Source organism: Kluyvera sichuanensis (genome assembly GCF_014218705.1).
Lineage (GTDB): Bacteria > Pseudomonadota > Gammaproteobacteria > Enterobacterales > Enterobacteriaceae > Kluyvera > Kluyvera sichuanensis.
The window spans coordinates 114,543-137,546 of record NZ_JABBJF010000005.1; the positions used below are offsets into that span (position 1 = coordinate 114,543).

Annotated in this window: 21 protein-coding genes and 1 tRNA gene; 6 read left to right on the forward strand and 16 right to left on the reverse strand. The window is 55.5% G+C overall.

Annotated features, from left to right (window positions below):
- Nucleotides 1-8: 8 nt before the first annotated feature.
- From bcsA to bcsR, 3 genes are read right to left on the reverse strand one after another with little or no spacing between them, the layout of a single operon-like run.
- Nucleotides 9-2,627: a UDP-forming cellulose synthase catalytic subunit gene (bcsA, locus tag HII27_RS08040; RefSeq protein ID WP_185667415.1), complete on the reverse strand. Its 2,619-nt coding sequence runs from the start codon at nt 2,625-2,627 to the stop codon at nt 9-11.
- Nucleotides 2,624-3,376 carry a cellulose biosynthesis protein BcsQ gene (gene bcsQ / locus HII27_RS08045; protein ID WP_185667416.1) on the reverse strand — a complete coding sequence of 251 codons (753 nt, stop codon included), beginning with the start codon at nt 3,374-3,376 and terminating at the stop codon, nt 2,624-2,626. Before bcsQ ends, bcsA begins: the two co-directional genes overlap by 4 nt.
- A 10-nt stretch (nt 3,377-3,386) precedes the next feature.
- Nucleotides 3,387-3,587: a cellulose biosynthesis protein BcsR gene (gene bcsR, locus HII27_RS08050; protein ID WP_185667417.1), complete on the reverse strand. Its 201-nt coding sequence runs from the start codon at nt 3,585-3,587 to the stop codon at nt 3,387-3,389.
- A gap of 301 nt (nt 3,588-3,888) precedes the next feature.
- Here bcsR and bcsE point away from each other — a divergent pair, with 301 nt between their 5' ends.
- The 3 genes from bcsE to bcsG are packed head-to-tail and all read left to right on the forward strand — an operon-like array spanning nt 3,889 to nt 7,308.
- A complete protein-coding gene (gene bcsE, locus HII27_RS08055; protein ID WP_185667418.1) occupies nt 3,889-5,448 on the forward strand; it encodes a cellulose biosynthesis protein BcsE in 1,560 nt (519 codons plus the stop codon).
- Nucleotides 5,445-5,642: a cellulose biosynthesis protein BcsF gene (gene bcsF, locus HII27_RS08060; protein ID WP_185667419.1), complete on the forward strand. Its 198-nt coding sequence runs from the start codon at nt 5,445-5,447 to the stop codon at nt 5,640-5,642. The genes bcsE and bcsF overlap by 4 nt, the downstream gene beginning before the upstream one ends.
- Nucleotides 5,635-7,308, forward strand: a complete 1,674-nt coding sequence (gene bcsG, locus HII27_RS08065) for a cellulose biosynthesis protein BcsG (RefSeq protein WP_185667420.1) — start codon at nt 5,635-5,637, stop codon at nt 7,306-7,308. Before bcsF ends, bcsG begins: the two co-directional genes overlap by 8 nt.
- Before the next feature lie 86 nt (nt 7,309-7,394).
- Here the strand turns inward: bcsG and HII27_RS08070 are convergent, their stop codons facing one another.
- From HII27_RS08070 to HII27_RS08125, 12 genes are all read right to left on the reverse strand, one after another.
- Nucleotides 7,395-7,502, reverse strand: coding sequence for a type I toxin-antitoxin system toxin Ldr family protein (locus HII27_RS08070; protein WP_115073682.1), 108 nt, complete (start codon nt 7,500-7,502; stop codon nt 7,395-7,397).
- A 424-nt stretch (nt 7,503-7,926) separates the two neighbouring features.
- Nucleotides 7,927-8,034, reverse strand: a complete 108-nt coding sequence (locus tag HII27_RS08075; RefSeq protein WP_115073682.1) for a type I toxin-antitoxin system toxin Ldr family protein — start codon at nt 8,032-8,034, stop codon at nt 7,927-7,929.
- A 388-nt stretch (nt 8,035-8,422) separates the two neighbouring features.
- Complete coding sequence (locus HII27_RS08080; protein ID WP_115073682.1) at nt 8,423-8,530, reverse strand: type I toxin-antitoxin system toxin Ldr family protein; 108 nt, start codon at nt 8,528-8,530, stop codon at nt 8,423-8,425.
- 396 nt (nt 8,531-8,926) lie between these two features.
- On the reverse strand, nt 8,927-9,937 hold the full coding sequence (gene dppF, locus HII27_RS08085) for a dipeptide ABC transporter ATP-binding subunit DppF (protein ID WP_185667421.1): 1,011 nt from the start codon (nt 9,935-9,937) through the stop codon (nt 8,927-8,929).
- Nucleotides 9,934-10,917: a dipeptide ABC transporter ATP-binding protein gene (gene dppD / locus HII27_RS08090; protein WP_185667422.1), complete on the reverse strand. Its 984-nt coding sequence runs from the start codon at nt 10,915-10,917 to the stop codon at nt 9,934-9,936. Before dppD ends, dppF begins: the two co-directional genes overlap by 4 nt.
- Before the next feature lie 10 nt (nt 10,918-10,927).
- Nucleotides 10,928-11,821: a dipeptide ABC transporter permease DppC gene (gene dppC / locus HII27_RS08095; protein WP_185667423.1), complete on the reverse strand. Its 894-nt coding sequence runs from the start codon at nt 11,819-11,821 to the stop codon at nt 10,928-10,930.
- Between the two features lie 9 nt (nt 11,822-11,830).
- Nucleotides 11,831-12,850 carry a dipeptide ABC transporter permease DppB gene (gene dppB, locus HII27_RS08100; RefSeq protein ID WP_185667424.1) on the reverse strand — a complete coding sequence of 340 codons (1,020 nt, stop codon included), beginning with the start codon at nt 12,848-12,850 and terminating at the stop codon, nt 11,831-11,833.
- Nucleotides 12,851-13,010: 160 nt separating this feature from the next.
- Entirely contained in the window at nt 13,011-14,618 is a 1,608-nt protein-coding gene (gene dppA, locus HII27_RS08105) for a dipeptide ABC transporter periplasmic-binding protein DppA (protein ID WP_185667425.1), read from the reverse strand.
- A 644-nt stretch (nt 14,619-15,262) separates the two neighbouring features.
- A tRNA-Pro gene (locus HII27_RS08110) sits at nt 15,263-15,339 on the reverse strand.
- Nucleotides 15,340-15,419: 80 nt separating this feature from the next.
- The gene (gene eptB, locus HII27_RS08115; RefSeq protein WP_185667426.1) at nt 15,420-17,111 is read right to left on the reverse strand and encodes a kdo(2)-lipid A phosphoethanolamine 7''-transferase; all 1,692 of its coding nucleotides are present in this window, start codon (nt 17,109-17,111) and stop codon (nt 15,420-15,422) included.
- Between the two features lie 211 nt (nt 17,112-17,322).
- Nucleotides 17,323-18,525, reverse strand: coding sequence for an L-lactate MFS transporter (locus tag HII27_RS08120; protein WP_185667427.1), 1,203 nt, complete (start codon nt 18,523-18,525; stop codon nt 17,323-17,325).
- 171 nt (nt 18,526-18,696) lie between these two features.
- Nucleotides 18,697-19,404 (reverse strand): autotransporter outer membrane beta-barrel domain-containing protein, encoded by a 708-nt coding sequence (locus tag HII27_RS08125; protein WP_185667428.1) that lies wholly within the window; start codon nt 19,402-19,404, stop codon nt 18,697-18,699.
- Here HII27_RS08125 and HII27_RS08130 point away from each other — a divergent pair.
- Genes HII27_RS08130 through HII27_RS08140 form a run of 3 tightly spaced genes read left to right on the forward strand, consistent with a single transcriptional unit; the run spans nt 19,326 to nt 20,567 of the window.
- The gene (locus HII27_RS08130; RefSeq protein ID WP_185667541.1) at nt 19,326-19,583 is read left to right on the forward strand and encodes a hypothetical protein; all 258 of its coding nucleotides are present in this window, start codon (nt 19,326-19,328) and stop codon (nt 19,581-19,583) included. The two genes, HII27_RS08125 and HII27_RS08130, sit on opposite strands and share 79 nt — an antisense overlap.
- A complete protein-coding gene (gene tag / locus HII27_RS08135) occupies nt 19,562-20,143 on the forward strand; it encodes a DNA-3-methyladenine glycosylase I (protein WP_185667429.1) in 582 nt (193 codons plus the stop codon). The genes HII27_RS08130 and tag overlap by 22 nt, the downstream gene beginning before the upstream one ends.
- The gene (locus HII27_RS08140; protein ID WP_185667430.1) at nt 20,121-20,567 is read left to right on the forward strand and encodes an N-acetyltransferase; all 447 of its coding nucleotides are present in this window, start codon (nt 20,121-20,123) and stop codon (nt 20,565-20,567) included. Before tag ends, HII27_RS08140 begins: the two co-directional genes overlap by 23 nt.
- Here the strand turns inward: HII27_RS08140 and HII27_RS08145 are convergent.
- A complete protein-coding gene (locus tag HII27_RS08145; RefSeq protein ID WP_185667431.1) occupies nt 20,530-22,863 on the reverse strand; it encodes a molybdopterin guanine dinucleotide-containing S/N-oxide reductase in 2,334 nt (777 codons plus the stop codon). The two genes, HII27_RS08140 and HII27_RS08145, sit on opposite strands and share 38 nt — an antisense overlap.
- Nucleotides 22,864-23,004: the final 141 nt, after the last annotated feature.

Consider the following 23,004-nt stretch of genomic DNA (forward strand, 5'->3'; position numbering starts at 1 on the left):
CATCATCATTATTGTTGAGCCATAGCCGATAGCGGATGCTCGATTACCGCCTCACGTTCTGGACGGCGCGGAATGAACGAAGCCACCCACGCCACCAGCATGGTGAGCGACCGGAAAATCTCTTTTGCCACCGGTGGCGCGAACTCGGCCAGGTGGCGATAGCCACGGAACCCCAGCTTCAGGATATCCATCAGGCTTTCCAGCGGTTTATCTTCCGGGAAGCTGTCCTGCCAGAGCGCCCACGTATCCGCACGCGCAAACGTACACTGTACAAAATCGATATGTTGACGGGTGCTCATCGGCAACAGCTTGAGCCCCACTTCACTGCCCAGTACGCGCACGACCTGGGTTGGGAAGACGTACTCCTGCTGGCCGCGTTTGAGCAGCAGATTAACCTTCTGCTCTTCCAGCACCTGAGCGTCACCGTTGATATGAATACCCACGCCGCCGTCAGAGAAGTCATGTACCGTACAGGAGAAGAGATGCCCGTCTTCACGGGAGATAGCCCCCGGCATTTTGATTTCAACACGATGCGAACGACGCACCTGTTTACTTTCCACCGACACCGCCACCGCGCCGCCGAGGATAATCAGGTTATAGAACACCCACACCAGGCTTATCCACACGGTGAGGGTTTCATCCGCCGGGCCGTACATATAGCGCCAGATCCCAAACGCCACGCCCACCAGATTCAGCAGGACGAGGAAGATATACGGGCGGGAGATAACCCAGTCGACGTACTCCTCTTCCACCAGGCCACCCTTAGCGGTGACGTTGAATTTGCCTTTGTGCGGGTTAAACAGCGCGACCATCGTCGGTGGCGCGATGTACCACGCGAGCACCGTTTCATAGATTTCACTCCAGAAGGAGTGGCGGTATTTGCCCTGAATTTTTGAGTTGGTCAGGCTGGCGTGAATCATGTGCGGCAGCACGAACAGCGCGATCATCAGCGCCGGGGCGTAGATGATGTAGGCGTGCAGCAGCAGGAAGGCCAGCGGTGCGGTGAGGAAGATAAGCCGCGGTACGCCCGACAGGAAATGGAACATGGCGTTGAGGTAGCACAGCCGCTGCGGTAGCTTCAGCCCTTTACCAAACAAGGGGTTATCCATGCGGAAGATCTGCACCATGCCGCGTGCCCAACGAATACGCTGGCCGATATGCGCCGACAGGCTTTCCGTCGCCAGCCCCGCCGCCTGCGGCAAACGCATGTAGGCAGAGGTGTAGCCGCGACGGTGCAGACGCAGCGAGGTGTGCGCATCTTCAGTCACCGTTTCCACGGCGATGCCGCCAATTTCATCCAGCGGTTTACGACGAATCACGGCACACGAGCCGCAGAAGAAGGTCGCATCCCACATGTCGTTACCGTCCTGCACCAGCCCGTAGAACAGCGTGCCTTCGTTCGGCGTTTTACGGAAACGGCCCAGGTTACGTTCGAACGGGTCAGGCGAGAAGAAGTGGTGTGGCGTCTGCATCATCGCCAGCTTCTTGTCTTTCAGGAACCAGCCCATGGTCATCTGCAGGAACGAGCGCGTCGGCACGTGGTCGCAGTCGAAAATCGATACAAACTCGCCTTTGGCATACTTCAGCGCGTTGTTGATGTTCCCGGCTTTTGCATGTTCATGCGTGGTGCGTGCTACGTAGTGGACGCCCACGTCTTTGGCAAACTGCTTAAACTCTTCGCGGCCGCCGTCATCAAGGATCCAGATTTGAATCTTATCTTTTGGCCAATCGATACCGAGCGAAGCGTAAACGGTGTTTTTGACAACGTTCAAATCTTCGTTATAGGTCGGGACGAAGATATCGACCGAAGGCCATTCGTTCATGTCCTTCGGCAGCGGCACCGGATGACGGTTCAGCGGCCAGACCACCTGGAAGTAACCCAGCACCAGCACAATCCACGCGTAGGTTTCGGCAAACAGCAGGATCAGGCCACATACCAGGCTTACCGGGTCGTTCCAGTTGAGCGTTGAGGTATAGCGCCACCAGATGTAGCGACAGGAGACCGTCAGCGAGAGCACGATCAGCATCAGCGCCGAGAAACGCCCCGGAATGCGCCGCACCAGCAGCGCCACGCCCCAGAGCAGCAGCAAGAAGATAAACTGCGAGAGCGGGTTAAACGGTTGGGTAATGCAGACCAGGGCCAGAATTAAGGAGAGCGTAACCACCACGCCAAGGATCAGGCGGCGCAGCTTTGGATTCAGGTGCGCCAGCTCTTTCTTCTCATCGAGATGGCCGGTTTGCGCATTCATCCGGCCTAGCAGCTCATCAGCCCAGCGGTTGTAGCGCTCGCGCAGACGATCGATGCCTGCCAGCGGTCGCCAGGGGCGAGCGCTGCGTTGTTCTGCAGGCTTGGTGGCAATGAGCCAGACCGCCTGTAGCGCAAAGCGCAGCGGATCCAGCGGGCGTGGTCGCGAGAAATTAATGTGCGGGAACAGTTCGTCGTGACGGTCAGTCAGCGCCTGCCAGCGGGCATTTTCCAACGGCAGAAAGAGCCATGCCAGCCCCACCCATAGGCAGGTCAATGTCGCGGAAAGCCAGGACGACCCCGCCTTTCGATAACCAAGATAGCGCTCGCGCAGGCGAGCGTAGACCGGCGGGACGAATATCCAGCTGCCGAGGCGAATCATGCTTCGCGCTCCGCGACCGGACGGCGGCCTGCGTAGTGCATCAGGCACCAGTTGGCGAGCGTAATCATCTCTTCGGCGGCAAGGGAATCGTGGCGGTATTCGCCAAGCGGCTGCTTGTTCGCCAGGCTTTCAGCCATCGCTTCATCCAGATGGATAACCACCGGCAGAAGACGACGCTGGGTTTGCAGCCAGACCTGATAAAGGTCTTCCTGCAGCGGGCTGCTCATGCGTAACCCATTGATCAAAAGGTGGGTATCAGCCGGTAGCGGCTGTTGATGCAGGCGAATATGGCAGTTAGCGTCTGGTTTCAGAATCGTCAGCGTAAAGTGACTGGCTTCGACCAGCGGCGCAGTCCAGGGATAAAAACCGTGCGGGAGATCCAGCAAGATCCACTGGTAGCGCCCTTCGCGTTCTAAGGTTTCGGCGATATCGGCAATGGTCGATAGCGTATCGCCCAACGCGGCCGCGTTTTGCAACTCACCCGGCTGGAGGTGACCAAACGGCAGCACATCAATCAGTGAAGTGTAACGTAATCCCGCGTCACGCCAATCCTCGCCGTCCAACACCGCGCGCGCCCAGCCGCTCTGCCGTCCGATCTCATCGTTAAACGACAGACGCAGCATATTGTCAGGGCCAGCATCGATGACCAGCACCGACTCCCCGAGCAACTGTAACGACCACGCTAATGCCGCCGTGATGGACGTCGTACCCACGCCACCGCGAACGCCCTGTAATCCCAGAATAGCCATTATGGCTTCCTTATTTTTGTTCGGCTTTTTGTTCTGCAAACTCTGCCAGCAGCGGCCAGCGTTTAAACGCCGCAGCTAATTTTTCACGCTGGGAAATATCAGTGTAATCTATATTGGGTAGAGAGAAAGCCCGGCTCAGTGCGAGAAAATCATTCTGGAAAGTGTAGCCAAGTTGAGAATCAGCTGATGTCACTGGTTCATTATCTGACATTTTTTTGCTCCCTCTGAAATCAAAGTACAAATGCGCCCCATCATTCGAAGGGCAACCTTTCCATGAAATTCGTTTATACTCGTCATACTTCTGATTGCAGATGAGTAGTTTTGCTTTTACTCATTTCAACCACATAGTTATGCAGGTTTCAGGGGATTGGCTCACTTATCGCCTGACGATAACGCTAATAAATCAGAGTATACATGCTAAATCTGATGCTATTTAATTTCAATATTAGGTTTATTCTGACGTTTACACTAGTAAACTTATACGCAGGATTATCGTCGATAAGAGGGACACGATGAACCCCATATTTTCTATTGGTATCCAGTCGCTGTGGGATGAAGTGAGTCATATGCCTGCAGGCGGCGTGTGGTGGGTGAATACCGATCGCCATGAGGATGCCGTCAGCCTGCTAAACCAGACGCTTTCAGCACAGCAAGATGCGGCGAAAGTGGCGGTGGTTTGCATGGGTGAAAACCCTAATAACCTTATAGAATTAAAGGGAAATTCCGGCCCTAAAAAAGTGTCGCTGTTTACCATGCAGGATAGCGTAGATAGCCTATACTTTATGCGCCGCGATTTACTGCGCACGCTCGAACCCAACGATTATTTCGTCATCCTGTTATGCTCACATAACGCCTGGAAAAATATTCCTGCTGATAAAGTTCATGATTGGGTAAACAAGTCTCAAAAATGGGCTAAATACTATGGCTGCACGCTTCTGGTACTGAATCCTGGCAACAATGCCGACGCTCAAACCTCCGTTTTACTCGGTGAATATCGTGCCCTTTCTGGCCTGGCCAGTTTACGTTACCAGGGTGATAGTCAACTACTGGATATATCTTACTGGTCAAATGAAAAAGGGGTAAGCGCCCGCCAACAGCTGTTAATTAAACAAAATGACCACGGCTGGCACCTGGCGCAGGACGAAGTTGCGAACGTCCAGCCGCGCAGCGATGAAAAAGAAGTGCTTAGTAATATCAATATTCTCGAAGGCGCACCGGCACTTTCAGAGCACTGGACTTTATTTGATACCAATGACGCTGTTTTTAATGCTGCACGTACCGCACAGGCCGCAACCGTCATATTCTCGCTAAACCAAAATAGCCAGGTTGAGCAGCTTGCCCGATATATTCATACTCTGCGTCGACAGCGCGGAAGTGCTTTAAAACTTATTGTCCGAGAGACCACTCCTAGCCTGCGAGCCACCGATGAGCGCCTGCTGTTAAGCTGCGGGGCCAATATCGTTATCTCCGCCAGCGCGCCGCTCTCTCGTAGCCTGACCCTGATAGAAAGCGTACAGACACAGCAGTTTAACCGTCACGTACCGGAAGATTTAGCCACTCTGCTCGCCAACACCGAACCGTTGAAGCTGAAGGGCTACCAGAAGTGGGATGTGTTCTGCGATGCGGTGCAAAAGGTCATCAACAACACGCTGCTGCCCGCGGACAGTAAAGGCGTGATGGTGGCGCTCCGACCCGCGCCGGGGTTACGCGTCGAGCAGGCGCTGACGCTGTGCCGTCCGCACCGTATGGGCGATATTGTGACCATCGCCGATCGTCGCCTGGTGCTGTTCCTCCCTTTCTGCCGCGTTAACGACCTCGATAAAGCACTCAACCATATTTTCCCCCTGCCAACCGGGGATATTTTCTCTAACCGTATGATGTGGTTTGAAGATAAACAGATTTCCGCCGAGTTGATTGATATGCGTAGCGTGAAGCCGGAGCTGTGGACGCAGCCACTGCGTATCTCACCGAAACCGAAAAACGTGATTAATGCGACCTATGAAGATAACAGCTGGCGCCGTTATCCCGAGCCGTGCCGCCTGTCTACGGATACCGAAGGAACATCGTCATGATGTCGATAAGCGATATTATTCAACTCGTGATTCTCTGCGCGCTGATCTTTTTCCCGCTGGGTTATCTGGCACGTCATCACCAGCGCCGTATTGAGAACGCGTTCCGTCTGATGTTTCTAAAACCGCGCTTTGTTAAACCCGTCGGCGTAATACGCCGGGATCAGGCCGTCAGGGCAAAATCAAAAAATGACTAATTCGACGAAAAACGCCGCCGTTACTCCTTCTCCGCTGTGGCACTACTGGCGGGGCCTCTCTGGCTGGAACCTCTATTTCCTGGTCAAATTTGGCCTGCTGTGGGCGGGATACCTCAATTTCCATCCCATGATGAACCTGGTGTTCATGGCATTCCTGCTCTTCCCATTGCCAAACAGCCGACTGCACCGCTGGCGCCACTGGATTGCCATTCCGCTCGGTATAGGGCTGTTCTGGCATGATACCTGGCTGCCGGGCCCGGAGAGTATCATGAGTCAGGGCTCGCAGATTGCGGGCTTTAGCGCGGATTACATCTGGGATCTCGTCACCCGTTTTATTAACTGGCAGATGGTCGGCGCTTTCTTCGTGCTCGTGGTCGCCTGGCTGTTTTTAAATCAGTGGATCCGCATTACCGTTTTTGTGGTCGCCGCGATGGTATGGGTTAACGTCGGCCCGCTGCTTCCATCCATTAACTTGTGGTCAACCGGGCAAGCAACCACCGCTACTGCCGCCGCAACTTCCTCGGCACCCGCCGCAGCAGCAGGCAGCACGACGGCAAGTGGCGACCTTCCCGCGCAAACCGCCGCGCCAACGTCAGATAACCTGAATGCCTGGTTAAACAGCTTCTACGCGTCGGAAAGCAAACGCACCACCACCTTCCCGGCACAGTTGCCGGAAGATGCACAGCCGTTTGACCTGTTGGTTATCAACATCTGTTCGCTGGCTAGCTCCGATATCGAAGCGGCGGGTCTGATGCAGCATCCGCTGTGGTCACACTTTGATATTCGTTTTAGCAACTTCAACTCTGCGACTTCGTACAGCGGCCCGGCCGCGATTCGTTTACTGCGCGCAAGCTGCGGTCAGCCGTCGCATACCAATCTGTATCAGCCTGCGGGCAACCAGTGCTACCTGTTTGATAACCTGTCCAAACTCGGCTTCACCCAGCACCTGATGCTTGACCATAACGGCGTATTCGGCGATTTCCTCAAAGAAGTACGTGAGAACGGTGGCATGCAGAGCCCGCTGATGGATCAAAGCAAGCTGCCGGTTAACCTGCTCTCCTTCGACGGTTCCCCGGTGTATGACGACCTGGCGGTGCTCGACCGCTGGCTGCAGTCACCGGATATGCCAGTCGGTGGCCGCTCGGCAACCTTCTATAACATCCTGCCGCTGCACGACGGTAACCACTTCCAGGGACAGAGCAAAACGGCGGACTACAAGACCCGCGCGCAGAAGCTGTTTGATGAGTTGGATGCTTTCTTTACCGAACTTGAGAAGTCTGGCCGTCGAGTGATGGTGGTTGTGGTGCCAGAGCATGGTGCGGCGCTGCAGGGCGATAAAATGCAGGTCTCCGGCCTGCGCGATATCCCAAGCCCGTCGATTACCCACGTACCGGCTGCGATTAAATTCTTTGGCATGAAAGCACCGCATCAGGGCGCCGCCATTGATATCAATCAGCCAAGCAGTTACCTGGCAATTTCCGAACTGGTTGCCCGCGCGGTAGACGGCAAAATCTTTACCGAAGATAGCGTCGACTGGTCGGCCTTCACCGGCAACCTGCCGCAGACCGCCGCGGTGTCAGAAAACTCCAACGCCGTCGTCGTGCAATACCAGGGCAAACCGTACGTTCGCTTAAACGGCGGTTCCTGGGTGCCGTACCCGCAGTAGAACGAAAAAGGCCGCAGGGTTTTACCCCTGCGGCCCGGTTCGGGCGCATGCTGCCACTGCGGCGGACAGACGCCCCTCAGCGGGCGTTATTTCCGGTTACGCCACCAGCTCAGAATGGCGCTGGTGATAATTCCCACCGCAATCGGAGCTGCCAGATCGTGCCAGAAAAGCACGCCAAGCTCTGCAAGCGTCATGTAGCCGCCTTGGTTGCAATAGCAACAGTTCGCGGCTATTCTCTTGATGTCTGGTCAAGTGATAGCCCCCGTTATGTTGCTGGTTTATACCAAACAACGTGCGGGGGTTTTCTCTTTCCAGCAACCTATGCCGCCGGGGAGCAAGCCCCCGCAACATTGCGCCTCACCGGGAAACCGGCTTGACGACGATACTACTGCAAACACCCCTTCAGCTCGCCGTCACAGCCCCATTTTCAGAATAGCGCCCGACCTGCGCGTAGCCCGGCCGAGCGCAGCGACGCCGGGATGAGCACCGAGCGGTCCCGGGGGCGGCGTAAACGCCTTGCCCGGGCGACAAAAACGAAAAAGGCCGCAGGGTTTTACTCCTGCGGCCCGGTTCGGGCGCATGCTGCCACTGCGGCGGACAGACGCCCCTCAGCGGGCGTTATTTCCGGTTACGCCACCAGCTCAGAATAGCGCTGGTGATAATTCCCACCGCAATCGGAGCTGCCAGATCGTGCCAGAAAAGCACGCCAAGCTCTGCAAGAGTCATGTAGCCGCCTTGGTTGCAATAGCAACAGTTCGCGGCTATTCTCTTGTTGTTCAGGCAAGTGATAGCCCCCGTTATGTTGCTGGTTTATACCAAACAACATGCGGGGGTTTTCTCTTTCCAGCAACCGATGCCGCCGGGGATCAAGCCCCCGCAACATTGCGCCTCACCGGGAAACCCGGCTTGACGACGATACTACTGCAAACAACCCTTCAGCTCGCCGTCACAACCCCATTTTCAGAATAGCGCCCGACCTACGCGTAGCCCGGCCGGGGGCGGCGTAAACGCCTTGCCCGGGCGACAAAAACGAAAAAGGCCGCAGGGTTTTACTCCTGCGGCCCGGTTCGGGCGCATGCTGCCACTGCAGCGGACAGACGCCCCTCAGCGGGCGTTATTTCCGGTTACGCCACCAGCTCAGAATGGCGCTGGTGATAATTCCCACCGCAATCGGAGCTGCCAGATCGTGCCAGAAAAGCACGCCAAGCTCTGCAAGCGTCATGTAGCCGCCTTGGTTGCAATAGCAACAGTTCGCGGCTATCCTTTGTTTGCGAGTCAAAGAATGGCCCCCGTTATGTTGCTGGTTTATACCAAACAACGTGCGGGGGTTTTCTCATTCCAGCAACCTATGCCACCGGGGATCAAGCCCCCGCAACATTGCGCCTCACCGGAAACCCGGCTTGACGACGATACTACTGCAAACAACCTTTCAGCTCGCCGTCACAACCCCATTTTCAGAATTGCGCCCGACCTACGCGTAGCCCGGCCGAGCGCATGCGACGCCGGGAATCGATGCCGGGATAGGCACGGAGCAGTCCCGGGGGCGGCGTAAACGCCTTGCCCGGGCTACCAATACAAAAAAGCCGCAGAGTTTTACCTCTGCGGCTCGGTTATCGGGTTACGCCGTTTTCTCTGGATTCTCATCCTGATCGACCGCGAAGCACGCGACCAGTTGACCACCATACTCTTTCAGCTGCGGCTGCAGCTGGGTGCACTGGCCAAAGCGACGGCGGCAGCGGGCGTTGAAAGCACAGCCCGGCGGTGGATTCAGCGGGCTTGGCAGCTCGCCGGTCAGCTTAATGCGCTCGCGCCGATCGTCCGGATTCAGACGCGGCGTCGCGGAGAGCAGCGCTTGGGTGTACGGGTGACGCGGATTGTTGAAGATCTGGTCCTTCGTCCCTTTCTCCACGCAGCGGCCGAGGTACATCACCATCACTTCATCAGCAATGTGCTCTACGACTGACAGGTCGTGGGAGATAAAGACGTAAGAGAGCCCCAACTCCTGCTGCAAATCCATCATCAGGTTCAGCACCTGCGCACGCACGGAAACATCGAGCGCGGAGACCGGTTCATCGGCAATCACGACGTCCGGGTCAAGCATCAGACCACGGGCAATCGCAATACGCTGACGCTGGCCGCCAGAGAACATGTGCGGATAGCGGTCATAGTGCTCGGTTTTTAAGCCCACTTTCGCCATCATCGCCAGCGCTTTGTCGCGGCGCTGCTCTTTGCTGAGCGAGGTGTTAATCTGCAGCGGCTCTTCCAGAATTTGCCCCACTTTTTTACGCGGGTTCAGAGAACCGTACGGGTTCTGGAACACAATCTGGATTTTCTGCCGACGCAGTTTCTGCGCATGCGGGTCATGCTTGAGCAGATCCTGCCCCTGATAGTAAAGCTCACCGCCGCTCGGCGTTTCGATCATCGTCAGCAGACGGCCCAGCGTCGATTTACCGCAGCCGGATTCCCCGACCACCGCCAGCGTTTTGCCGCGCTCCAGGGTAAATGACACGCCGTCCAGCGCTTTCACCAGGCGTTCCGGGGCGAACATCCCCTTCTTCACCGGATAGTGTTTTTTCAGGTCAATTGCCTGCAACAGCGGCTGTTGCAAGGTGGCCTCGTGCGTACTCATAGTGTGGGCCTCCCGGCATCATCGAGTGGGTAGTGACATTTTGACTGGCGAGCACCGTCAACGGTATTCAGCTCAGGCTCTACGCTACGGCATTTATCCGTAGCATACGGGCAACGCGGGTTCAGCAGACAACCGTTCGGGCGGTCGTATTTACCCGGCACCACGCCCGGCAGTGATGCCAGACGCGCTTTATCTTGAGCAAATTCCGGTAACGCACGCAGCAGCGCCTGGGTGTACGGATGACGCGGGGCGCGGAAAATATCGCCCGCAGCGCCCGTCTCTACCACCTGACCGGCGTACATCACGATGATTTTGTGCGCGGCTTCGGCCACCAGCGCCAGATCGTGAGTGATCAGGATCAGCGCCATGTTCTCTTTCTGCTGAAGCTCCAGCAACAGCTCGATAATCTGCGCCTGAATAGTCACATCCAGCGCGGTAGTTGGTTCATCGGCAATCAGCAGCTTCGGACGACAGGCAATCGCCATGGCGATCATCACGCGCTGGCTCATCCCACCGGAAAGCTGGTGCGGATACACGTCCAGGCGCGAAGCCGGATCAGGGATACCCACTTGATTTAACAGGTCGATGGCCCGCTGACGACGCGTGCTCTTGTTGCCGCCCTGATGCACCTTAATCGCTTCCATAATCTGGAAGCCGACGGTATAGCACGGGTTAAGGCTGGTCATCGGGTCCTGGAAGATCATCGCCACTTCGGCGCCCACCAGGTTGCGACGCTCTTTCTCAGAGATGCGCTTCAGATCCTGACCGTTAAACAGCAGGCTTTCGGCCATCACGCGGCCGGGATAATCGATCAGCCCCATAATCGCCAGCGAGCTCACGGACTTACCCGAGCCGGATTCGCCGACGATGCCGACAACCTCGCCCTGGTTTACGCTGTAGCTCACGCGGTCTACGGCTTTGAACGGTGTGCCTTCGTCGCCGAAGTGCACCGATAATTTATCTACATTTAATAACGCCATCTCGGTCCCCTTACTGCTTCAGTTTGGGATCGAGCGCGTCACGCAGACCGTCACCCATCAGGTTAAACGCCAGTACCGTCAGCAAAATTGCCAGCCCAGGGAAGGTCACAACCCACCAGGCGCTTTGCGCAAATTGCAGTACGTCAGAGAGCATGGTGCCCCACTCCGGCGTAGGCGGCTGTGCGCCCATCCCCAGGAAGCCGAGGGCAGCCATATCGAGAATGGCGTTGGAGAAACCGAGCGATGCCTGAACAATCAGCGGCGCAAGGCAGTTTGGGAAAATGTTGACGAACATCTGGCGCATCGCCCCGGCACCCGCCACGCGGGAAGCGGTCACGTAGTCGCGGTTCACCTCCACCAGAACGGCAGCGCGGGTTAAACGGACGTAGTGCGGCAAGGCGACAAAGGTCAGCGCCAGCGCGGCGTTGCCGATCGACGGGCCGAAGATAGCCACCAGCACCAGCGCCAGCAGCAGGCTTGGCAACGCCAGCATGATGTCGACGACGCGCATGATGATGTTATCGACGAGGCCGCCAAAGTAACCCGCAACCAGCCCCAGCACAATGCCCATCACCAGCGACAGCACAACGACCAGACAGCCAACCAGCAGCGACAGGCGCGCACCGTACATCAGACGGGACAGCACATCGCGGCCCACATCATCGGTACCAAACAGATGCGCCCAGGTGCCACCTTCCTGCCACGCCGGCGGCGCGAGCAGCGTATCGCGGAACTGATCGGCCGGGTTGTACGGCGCAATCCAGTTGGCGAAGATAGCGATAAACAGCACGATAACCACGTAAACCAGGCCGACAACCGCGCCTTTATTGCGCTTAAAGTAGTGCCAGAATTCCTGGAACGGGGTCATCGGCACCGGTGCTTTATTCTCAGTAACTTGTGACATGATGGCCCCTTACTTCTTATGACGAATGCGCGGGTTCACCACGCCGTACAGCAGGTCTACCAGCAGGTTGACGAGGATAATCATCGTCGCCACCAGCAGCACCCCACCCTGCACTACCGGATAGTCACGGCGTTGCAGCGCGTCAATCAGCCAGCGTCCGAGACCCGGCCAGGAGAAGATGGTTTCCGTCAGAATCGCACCTGCCAGCAGCGTACCCACCTGCAGGCCGATAACGGTCACCACCGGCAGCATCGCGTTACGCAGGGCGTGAACGATGATCACGCGCATACGGGTTAAGCCCTTGGCGCGCGCGGTACGGATATAGTCTTCGCCCAGCACTTCCAGCATGGAGGAACGGGTCATACGCACGATCACCGCCAGCGGAATAGTCCCGAGCACGATGGCCGGCAGAACCATGTGCACCAGCGCATCAATGAAGTTGCCCGGGTCGCCCCAGATGGCGGTATCAATCAGCATAAAGCCGGTCAGCGGATTAGAGTCGTCAAGGAACACCATATCGCTGACGCGTCCAGAGACCGGCGTCAGGTTCCAGTGCACCGACACCAGCATGATAAGCATCATGCCCCACCAGAAAATCGGCATGGAGTAGCCGGTCAGCGCCAGGCCAACGGCGGTGTGATCGAAGATGGAACCTCGCTTAACCGCGGCCAGCACGCCCACCGGGATACCCACGGCAATGGCGAAAATCATGGCGCAGATACCGAGCTCCAGCGTCGCTTTAAAGCGCGGCACGAACTCGTCCCACACCGGGAGTCGGCTTTTCAATGAAATGCCTAAGTCACCGTGCAGTACGCCCCAGATATAGTGGATGTACTGTTGCCACATTGGCTTATCCAGGCCGAGTTCGGCCAGAAGCTGGGCATGGCGCTCAGGGGAAATACCACGCTCGCCCGCCATAATCATCACCGGATCGCCGGGGATCATATGCACGAAGGCAAACGTGAGGAGGGTGATACCGATAAACGTCGGGATCACCAGACCCAATCGTTTGAGGATGAACTGCAACATAACCCTGATTCTCTCTAATGACGGCCCGCCTGGTCACAGGTCGTCTGTATTGCTCACAAATCTGCCGCCTTTCTTAAACGCGAGAGGCGCAGATACGGCACAGCTTCCCACCCCAAGGGGGGCAGGAAGCGATGCGCTGCCGGTTAGGGCATCGTCTTTATTATTCGATAGATACGTTGTCGAAGTGGTGCTTACCTAATGGGTCAACCACATAGCCTTTGACTTCTTTACGCACCGGCTCGTATACGGTGGAGTGAGCGATGATCAGCGCTGGAGCCTGATCGTGCATCACCACCTGAGCCTGTTTGTACAGCTCAACGCGTTTGTTGTGGTCATCGGTAGCACGTGCCGGTTGAATCAGATCTTCAAACGGCTTGTAGCACCAGCGAGAGTAGTTAGAACCGTCTTTCGCCGCCGCGCAGCTGAACAGCGTCGCGAAGAAGTTATCCGGATCCCCATTGTCGCCGGTCCAGCCCATCATGACAGCCTGGTGTTCACCGGCTTTCGCACGCTTGAGGTACTCACCCCATTCGTAGGTCACGATTTTGGCCTGTACGCCGATCTTCGCCCAGTCAGCCTGAATCATCTCGGCCATACGGCGAGCGTTCGGGTTGTACGGACGCTGTACCGGCATCGCCCACAGCTCAACGGTGAAGCCTTTATCCTGGCCCGCTTCTTTCAGCAGCGCCTTGGCTTTTTCCGGATCATAGCTGTAGTCTTTGACGTCGTCGTTATAGCCCCACATGGTTGGCGGGATCAGGTTCTTAGCCGCAACGCCTGCACCCTGATAAACGGCTTTGATGATCGCTTCTTTGTTGACCGCGTAGGTCAGCGCCTGACGCACTTTCACGTCATCAAATGGTTTTTTCTCGGTGTTGAAGGAGAGGTAACCCACGTTCAGGCCAGCCTGTTCCATCAGGTTGATGCTCTTGTCTTCTTTCATGCGTGCGATGTCAGCCGGGTTCGGGTACGGCATGACCTGGCACTCATTCTTCTGCAGCTTGGCGTAACGCACGGAAGCGTCAGGCGTGATGGAGAAGACCAGGCGATCGATCTGCGGCTTGGTGCCCCAGTAGCCCGGGAAGGCTTTGTACAGAATACGGGAGTCTTTCTGGTACTGAACCAGCTGGAAAGGACCAGTACCGATTGGGTTCAGGTCAACTTTCTCCGGCGTGCCGGCTTTCAGCATGTTGTCAGCATATTCTTTTGACAGAATAGACGCGAAGTCCATCGCCAGGTCGGCCAGGAACGGCGCTTCCGGGCGAGTCAGCACGAACTGAACGGTATGATCGTCGACTTTTTTCACTTCGCTAATCAGGTCCTGCAGGCCCATCCCTTCAAAGTATTCATAGCTGCCGCCAGAGACTTTGTGGTACGGGTTCTGCGCGTTTTTCTGACGGTCGAAGGAGAAGACGATATCGTCGGCGTTCACGTCACGCGTTGGTTTGAAATCTTTATTGTCCTGCCACTTCACGCCCTGACGCAGGTGGAAGGTGTAGGTTTTGCCGTCCGGGCTGATGTCCCACTTCTCTGCCAGACCTGGAATGACTTCCGTGGTGCCGGTTTTGAATTCAACCAGACGGTTATAGATTGGTACGGAGCTGGCATCATAGGTGGTACCAGACGTAAAGAGCTGTGGGTTAAAGCCTTCCGGCGAGCCTTCTGAACAATAAACCAGGGTTTTTGCCTGTACGCTGGCTGCAACGGTCATGGCGACCAGGCTGAGACCCAGCTTCAGCATCCCTGACTTCTTCAAGGAAATACTCATTTTCTGCTCCAATGTGATATGTGTTGTTTTTACCCTTTGCATTGGGTTACACCGCCTGACCTTATTTATTTTTTACCCGGCTTGGTCGGTGCATATAGAGGCGAGGGATTCCTTTCACTGGAACATCTGAGTTGCAGTGCGGATTCTCCATGAAATGCCCCTCATGCCCTACAATCTGTCAATAGAATGTGAAAACGTCAATACAGTTAACCGGGATTTGTATTGAAGGTGAGAATGGATGGGCAAAGATTAAAAAAACCCCGAAGCACTATTTTCAGCAGAGAAATTTATGCTATGGGCAAGAAGGCAGAGTAATCCACTTAATATTTTGCAACATTCAGCGATTAACATTTAGCCGTTATGTGAAAAATTTATTTCGATATGATGATAATCTGAGCGATTAATGCCGCGAACGTTAAAACGCACAGGGGAAAATGCTGAGCTTAGTCATAAGCAGCGAAAAAAAAGATTCGTCTATGCATACGAAAATACAATGGAATATGTCACAAAATTGTGAACAAGTAGCATGTAGCCCGGTCAAGCGAAGCGCCGCCGGGATCTCCCCGGAATCAGCATAAACGTCTCGTCCAGGCTACCAGGGCTATAAACGCAAAAAGCCTGCTCGTTGAGCAGGCTTTCCAAACTGGTCGGTGATAGAGGATTCGAACCTCCGACCCCTTCGTCCCGAACGAAGTGCGCTACCAGACTGCGCCAATCACCGTACGCAGCAGATCTTACTGCTGCGTTTTTTGGTCGTCAATCCCTTATTAAAACCATGCCTTTTGTTCGATGAAGAACGCATCACTGCGCCACTTTCTGGGTTTCCGGCACGTGGCACCAGTTGTTGAACGCATTGATACCGCCGTCTGGTGAGGTGTAACCCAGGCAGCCCATGATCGTATCGTACAGCTCCACGTGGCGCTTCGGCTGCTTCATCGCCGCCTGCTGTTGCAGGTAAGCGAACGACTTCGCGTGATCCGGATTTTGCAGATATTTATCCGACATCCAGACCATCATCGGCACGCGGAACTGCTCCGGTGGCGCCATCTTACGCGGCGTGCCGTGCAGGCGTTCGTGCTCGTTAATCGACTCACCGTGATCCGCGGCAAAGAAGACAATCGCTTTCTTGTCGCGCAGCTGATCAAAGACGTTCACCAGGAAGTGATCGACATAGGTAATGGAGTTATCGTAGGAGTTGATAAGCTCCGCCTTACTGCACTTGTCGTCCACGTTCACACACTCCGGTTTCCACTGCGCAAAGTTGCGCGGGTAACGCTGGGTGTAGTTAAAGTGCGAGCCTTTGGTGTGGATAATAATGAGGTGTTTGCCCTTCTCGCTCTGACGGGCGAGCACGTTTTGTAGCTCATCAGCCAGCAGCATGTCGTCCACGCTCTTACCGCGATTACGCGGCTCCGCGCCAATCTGCTCGCGATAGGCAATATTGTTCGCCATCGTGTTGCTGTAGAACCACAGCTCGCTCTGCATCGCCAGCAGGTCGCCGGTGAAGCCCAATTGATGCAGCACCGCAAAGACGTTCTGCTCTTTCAGCGTGCGCTGCGGGTTATCGCTCGCCCCGCCCTGGCGGACAAACATACAGCGCAGCGAAAGCTTGGTGGCGGTATCACAGGAGTAGCCGCGGAACGCGACCAGGTTTTTCTCTTTTGCCAGACCCGGCGTGGTATTGCGCTCGTAGCCAAACAGGCCCATATGATCCCAGCGGGTGGTTTCGCCGATGATAAACACCATGTAGGTGTCATCAATATCCTTTGGCGCGATATAGGTGAATTTCTTCGCCGGGTCGAACAGTTCACGGGTATCCGTCGACTCATCAACCTGCGTCCAGCCGTAAAGACCCAGCGCCGCCACCCAGTTGCTTGGCAGGTAAGAGTTCGCCAGCACGCCGCCATAGCTCGGCAGATCCACCTGCGACAGCCGCTCGGTCTCCTTCAGATGGACCTCCATCAGACGAATCGGCCCCCAAACCAGCAGCGCTGACAGCAGCACAATCGCAATACCGCGAAGGCGCTGCCCCGACGTGCGCAGTTGATAAAGCAGCGTATCGCGCGCCTGATTAATCCAGATGCAGGCCAGCGGCAGGATACTGGTCAGCACCAGCCAGCTGATGAAGTGCCAGCCTACGACCTCCTTCGACAGATCAACATCAGTGGTCATGACCGAAGCCACAATGCCATAGCCAATCACGACGTTCAGGTTGGTCATGTAATAGCTGGCGCCAGCAGAAATCAGCACCACCAGCGTTGCCAGCACCTTCCACAACCGACGGCCCCCAATAGAAAGCACGCGGAATAAGAAGAAGGTCACCAGCAGCGTACCAACAAGCTCAATAACGATGAACAGACCTTTCTCGAAACTGAAGTCCTGCAAATACCCCTCAAACCGACGGGACAATACGGAGAAGTTCATAAACCAGCCGATGTAGACCGCCAGCAGAAGACTCAACGTCTGCTGGGACATCGCTTTTATATATCGCATTCAACAAAACCCTGGAAAAAGGGAAAAAGAAAAACTGGTGCCAAATCACATTATTAGCGAACCAATTAATATATGTGTTATGCCATTACAGGCATCACATGCAAGCGCGATAAGTAGACAACAAGAAAGGAGAAAAGTATTCGGAGAGAGTGTGATCTGACCAAACATTTACAATATTTGGTCAGAATCAACTTAAGAGGAAAGGTAATAATTAAGCGTGAGCTTCCTGCAGAACTTCTTTTTTTGGCTGACGAATTGTTGTAGACAGTGCCAGAGAGAGAATCAGCAGTGCGAAGATGACGCAGAAGGTGATGTAGAACCCGCCGAACATCGACGCAATCAGGGAACCACAGATGCTGCCGATACCGAAGCCCAGATAAATCACACCGTAGTTTTTCGCCAGGTTGTTCAGGCCAAAGAATTCGCTGACCAGCGATGGGAAGACGGTGATGGTGCCACCGAAGTTAAAGGCCACACAGGCAATCGCCGCAAAGAAGGTCACTTCATTCAGCGGAGCGAACAGCAGCGCCGCCATACCCACCAACGAGATAACCTGGCCGATGGTAATAACACGGATACGCGCAATTTTATCAGACAGAATACCCAGAACCAGACGGCCGCCCAGGTTAGCAATGGAGATAACGGTCACGGCGTTCGCTGCAGTTGCCAGATCCAGGTGTACCATACCCTGCGCGATGTCTTTCGCTACGCCGATAACATACAGGCCGCTCATGCAGGCAGTCAGGAACATCACGGCCAGCATCCAGTACTGCGGTTTACGCATGGATTCTGCCAGGGTGAAATCGTTCGCGACAACGCCGTTGGTGGTGGTGACTTTCTGGTTTGGTGCATCGGTCATCAGCATGGAACCAAAGACAATCATCACCAGTACGATAGCGCCCCAGATCATGAAGGTTTTTTCCAGACCTACCGTTGCCAGCAGTTGGCTATCGATGAATTTAAAACCAAGGCTACCTAAACCATAAGAACCGATCGCAAAGGCGGAGATCAGGCCTTTACGCTCCGGGAACCATTTCACGCAGTTGGAGAGCGTCAGCAAATAACCCGCGCCGTCCGCCAGACCCACAATAACCCCCGCGCTCAGCCACAGCATCATCAGATTGTTCGCATGAGCAGTCATGAAGAAACCGATACCCAGCAGAATACCGGAAGCCATCGTGACGCGTTTTACACCGAAGCGTTCCTGTAATTTACCGGCGACGGAAGAAGAGAGCGCCAGACCTAAACTTAATAAACCGAAGGAGAACGCCACCTGGCTAACGGATGCATCCAGCTTAGTGGACAACGCGCTGTTAAACAGGCTCCAGGTATAAACGGAACCTAATGCGAATTGGGTAATGATGGTGCCGAATAATGTCAGCCAGCGGGTATGATTTTTGGTTGCAGCGTTCATGATGATGATGCCTTCTTAAATTAACTGCTGCCAACGATAACGAAGTTAGCATTTTTGCGGGTTTTAAAAGGCATGAAGTGCATTCAGGACGGAATGAAATGCATCAGCGGCGGAATGAATGGCATTGCCAAAAATCACCTGCCGCTGAATTTTTCAAAGAAACATCGTAGATCAGAAGCGCGCGCTCACGCCCATCATGTAGGAGTAGTTGGTGCCAGCAGACATGTTATCGGCCTGCGAGAGCGCGGCATAGGCGGCCAGATGTGAATTTAATAACATATCAGCCCCCAGAGTCACATCGACCCAGTTGCCATCCTGCGTTGAGGTTGGCGTACGGTTAAGCCCGGACTGCGCTTTCCATTGGTTTTCACCAAACTGTTGGTTGTAGCTCACCTGGGCCCAAGGACGGATTCCTAGCCACGGATGGGTATCCACACGCCATCCCAGCGTACTGACGCTGGCGTGCCACAGCGCATCGGACTGCGAAACGCTGTTCACCGTATCGCCGAACTCATTCCACATGAAACCCGGCGAGCCGTCATAGTGCCAGGCGGCGACGGGGCCCATCGTCATATTTTCCGTTAGCGGAATATTCAAGCCGATGCTCATGGTTTTAGTCGCATCCAGCGGGGTGTTATCCGGCAGATTCATATTGACCCCGGCCCCCGCCTGCAGCGCCTCAATGCGTTCAGCAAGGATATCGTCATAGCGCGGTTGGTGATCGCTATCCCATGTATAGCGCTCGGCAGTATTACTTTGCCCATCAGACACGATATATTCCTGTTGCCAGGCATTTGCATGTGGCGAAAGTAACATCCACACAAAGCCCGATGCCGGAACAGCACATCGCCAAAGGCCATTGCATTTCTTATTATTCATTAATTGACTCCACTAAAGAGCCAGATTCGGCAATTATTGTTATGTTTTTAGAGGGGAACTCCCCTGTACTAACTATTGCTATTTTCTTATCAGCGTCAAGAGAAGTGCAGGGTTTTATTATCAGTCGTGATCCATCAACAAAAACAGGGAGAATCAAATGCAACGCTGTGGTTGGGTAAGTCAGGATCCGCTGTACATCGCGTATCACGACACTGAATGGGGCGTGCCCCAAAGGGATAACCAGGAGCTGTTTGAGATGATTTGTCTGGAAGGACAACAGGCCGGACTTTCCTGGATTACCGTACTGAAAAAACGCGAAAACTATCGCCATGCGTTTCACCATTTCGATCCGGTCAAGGTTGCCGCGATGACCGAAGCTGACGTGGAGCGACTGGTGCTGGATGCCGGTATCATTCGCCATCGGGGAAAAATTCAGGCCATTATCGGCAACGCTCGCGCCTTCCTGGCGATGGAAGCCAACGGCGAATCGTTTAATGATTTTGTCTGGTCGTTTGTTGATAACACCCCAATCGTCACCCAGGCCGCCGAACTGAGCGGCATTGCTACCTCAACGCCCGCCTCTGATGCGCTATCTAAGGCACTGAAAAAACGTGGCTTTAAGTTTGTTGGCACCACGATTTGTTATTCCTTCATGCAAGCCTGTGGGCTGGTCAACGACCATGTCACCCACTGCTTCTGCCATCCTGGAGCTCAGCATGATAAGAAAATGGAACACTAGCCAGTTTGAACCGCTGTTGGGGCTGTGGCTGGAAAGCACCACCTACGCACACCCGTTTATCGCCCCCCAGTACTGGCAGGAGAGCCTGCCCATCGTGCGCGATACCTATCTCCCGGCGGCAGAAACCTGGGTCTTTGAGGAGGAGCAGCGGCTACAGGGGTTTGTCAGCGTGATTGAAGCAAGGTTCGTCGGCGCGCTGTTTGTCGCGCCGAACCGGCTCCACCACGGCATTGGTAGCGCGCTGCTGAGCGTCGTGAAGCAGCGCTTCTCCGAGCTCAGCCTGGAGGTGTATCAGAAAAACAGCCGGGCGGTGAATTTCTATCACGCGCAGGGTTTCCGTATTCAGGACAGCGCGTGGCAGGATGAAACCCGGCATCCGACCTGGATTATGCATTGGCAGGCGGATCAAATGCCGTTAGCGTAAGCGCTGGCCCTGCATATTTTTCAATCCAGGCCAGCGCCGTATTCCCCGCGCACCCGTTCCCCAGCCGCGAGCTGGGGATATCTTTGGTGAGAACATTCACCGCACCGTTTTTACAAATACCGTCCGCCTGAAGGTCTAAATCCGGCCATGCCCCTTCATGCAGGCAGATAACACCGGGCTTGATGTCCTCACTCACCACCGCCCCCGCCAGCACCTGCCCGCGATGGTTCCAGACACGAACCAGATCGCCATCGTTAATCTGCCGGGCCTGCGCATCCTGTGGGTGCAGCGTTAGCGGCTCACGCCCAGCAACCGCATAGCGTTCACGCAGCGTAGTATGGTTAAGCTGGCTGTGCAGGCGATGCGCCGGATGGGCGGACAACAGCTGAAGCTGGCCCGGTTGCGCATTGCCGTGCCACTCGTCTGGCTCCAGCCACATCGGGTGCGGCGGACAGTCGGGATACTGGAAGCTGGCAATACGCTCGGAGTAGATCTCAATTTTACCGCTTGGCGTTTTCAGCGGATTCGCCTGCGGATCGGCACGAAATGCGCCAAAGCGCACGAAGGCGGCGTTCTGCTCGCTCTCCGGCATCTCAATCAATTCGTTGGCCTGCCAGAATTCAGCAAACGGCGGCAGCGTCACCTGCTGGCTGGCTCCGCGTTGCCCGGCAATGTGATAGAAGGTTTCCAGCCACTGCAGATCGCTTTTCCCTTCGGTAAATCGCGCGTGCCCACCGGTTTCCCAACGCTCGCTGAGGTCGGCAAACACCTCAAAATCATCGCGCGCTTCATCACGCGGCATCACCACTCGCTTCATCGGCACCAGGTGCTGATTACTGTAATCGCCGGTCATGGTGAGGTCGTTGCGTTCAAACGAGGTGGTGGCGGGCAGCACGATATCGGCATGGCGCGCCGCTGCCGTCCAGTTGCATTCAGAAATGACGACCAGTTCTGGCTTTTGCCAGGCGCGAATCAGCCGGTTGGTGTCCTGATGATGGGTAAAGTTGGCACCGCCGGCCCACCAGACGAAGCGGATATTCGGGAAGTGGCGATCCAATCCGTTATGCTGGTACGGCGCACCGGGGTTTTCCAGCGCCTCGACGATACGCGCTACCGGAATTTTATCAACGGCATCAACGCCATCTTTCACCGTGCCCTGCATGGATGCCAGCACCGCTGCGCGACGCGTCGGGTTACCACCGTTCGCAAAGTGGTAAGAGAGGCCAAAGCCGCCGCCCGGCGTACCGATCTGCCCCAGCATGGCGGCGAGCGTCACCAGCATCCAGTGCTTTTGCTCACCAAACTGCTGGCGCTGCATCCCCCAGCCAGACATCAACATGGTGGTATTTTTATGGAAGATTTCCGCCAGTTCACGAATTTTATCTGCGCTCACACCACAAATCGCAGCCGCCCATTCAGCAGACTTCGGTTCATCGTCGCTTTTACCCAGCAGGTAATCGGCAAACGTCGGGAAACCGGTGGTGCAGCGCGATAAAAAGTCGGTATCGTGCCAATTATTGACGACAAGCGTATGGGCGATGCCCAGCATCAGCGCCACGTCCGTGCCCATGTGTGGCGCAATCCACTCCATTGACTCGCCGAAGAAGGCAACGGTTTCCGATCGCATCGGATCGATACAGATCAGGCGTTTACCGCTTTTACGCAGTTGTTCAAAATAGGGCAGACCCTGCTCGTCAGAAGCGTTCCAGGCAATTTTCAGCGTATTCATTGGGTTGGCGCTCCACAGCACCACCACGTCGGTGTGTTCCAGCACCATCGGCCAGCTGGTCTGCTGCTGATAGACCTCGTTGCCGCCCACCACGTGCGGCATGATCGCCTGTGCCGCGCCGGTGGAATAATCCCCCAGATGCCCCGTATAACCGCCCGCCAGGCTCATATAGCGCTGAAGTAGCGTCGCCGCTTTGTGCAATACGCCGTTTGAACGCCAGCCGTACGACCCCGCAAAAATGGACGACGGCCCGTAGCTTTCACGAATACGGCGGTGCTGCTGGTCAATCAGCGTCAACGCCTCGTCCCAACTCACCCGCACAAACTCATCCTGACCGCGAACGCCTTGAGGACGGCTCGGCGATGCCAGAAAGCCCTTACGCACCATCGGGTAGCGTACACGCGTTTTACTGTGCACCTGATCGCGGACCACGCTTTGCAGAGAATTGGTGAACGACGTTTTCAGCGCACCGCGTGAAGAGAGCACGCGCTCTCCGTCGGTCTCAACCCACATGGGGCCCCAGTGGGCGGCAGTCAGGATAGTTTTCGTGGTCGGTGAATGTGGCAAAGCGAGCTCCCGGATAGCTGATGCAGGTGGTTCGGCGACGTTGTGTTCATCGCTCAATGTTTTTTACAAAAAGACAAAATCTTCCGGGAATTTTCCCCGGTTTTGCACGTCATAATCAACCGCCACACCTGCCGTGGCAAA

Coding starts and splice junctions, on each gene's coding strand:
- bcsQ (WP_185667416.1), bottom strand. CDS start 3,376: ATGGCTATTCTGGGATTACAGGGCGTTCGCGGTGGCGTGGGTACGACG.
- HII27_RS08070 (WP_115073682.1), bottom strand. CDS start 7,502: ATGACGCTTGCAGAGCTTGGCGTGCTTTTCTGGCACGATCTGGCAGCT.
- dppA (WP_185667425.1), bottom strand. CDS start 14,618: ATGAGTATTTCCTTGAAGAAGTCAGGGATGCTGAAGCTGGGTCTCAGC.
- eptB (WP_185667426.1), bottom strand. CDS start 17,111: ATGCGATATATAAAAGCGATGTCCCAGCAGACGTTGAGTCTTCTGCTG.
- HII27_RS08080 (WP_115073682.1), bottom strand. CDS start 8,530: ATGACGCTTGCAGAGCTTGGCGTGCTTTTCTGGCACGATCTGGCAGCT.
- dppB (WP_185667424.1), bottom strand. CDS start 12,850: ATGTTGCAGTTCATCCTCAAACGATTGGGTCTGGTGATCCCGACGTTT.
- HII27_RS08075 (WP_115073682.1), bottom strand. CDS start 8,034: ATGACTCTTGCAGAGCTTGGCGTGCTTTTCTGGCACGATCTGGCAGCT.
- tag (WP_185667429.1), top strand. CDS start 19,562: ATGCAACGCTGTGGTTGGGTAAGTCAGGATCCGCTGTACATCGCGTAT.
- dppF (WP_185667421.1), bottom strand. CDS start 9,937: ATGAGTACGCACGAGGCCACCTTGCAACAGCCGCTGTTGCAGGCAATT.
- dppC (WP_185667423.1), bottom strand. CDS start 11,821: ATGTCACAAGTTACTGAGAATAAAGCACCGGTGCCGATGACCCCGTTC.
- bcsF (WP_185667419.1), top strand. CDS start 5,445: ATGATGTCGATAAGCGATATTATTCAACTCGTGATTCTCTGCGCGCTG.
- HII27_RS08125 (WP_185667428.1), bottom strand. CDS start 19,404: ATGAATAATAAGAAATGCAATGGCCTTTGGCGATGTGCTGTTCCGGCA.
- bcsR (WP_185667417.1), bottom strand. CDS start 3,587: ATGTCAGATAATGAACCAGTGACATCAGCTGATTCTCAACTTGGCTAC.
- bcsG (WP_185667420.1), top strand. CDS start 5,635: ATGACTAATTCGACGAAAAACGCCGCCGTTACTCCTTCTCCGCTGTGG.
- HII27_RS08120 (WP_185667427.1), bottom strand. CDS start 18,525: ATGAACGCTGCAACCAAAAATCATACCCGCTGGCTGACATTATTCGGC.
- HII27_RS08140 (WP_185667430.1), top strand. CDS start 20,121: ATGATAAGAAAATGGAACACTAGCCAGTTTGAACCGCTGTTGGGGCTG.
- bcsE (WP_185667418.1), top strand. CDS start 3,889: ATGAACCCCATATTTTCTATTGGTATCCAGTCGCTGTGGGATGAAGTG.
- bcsA (WP_185667415.1), bottom strand. CDS start 2,627: ATGATTCGCCTCGGCAGCTGGATATTCGTCCCGCCGGTCTACGCTCGC.
- dppD (WP_185667422.1), bottom strand. CDS start 10,917: ATGGCGTTATTAAATGTAGATAAATTATCGGTGCACTTCGGCGACGAA.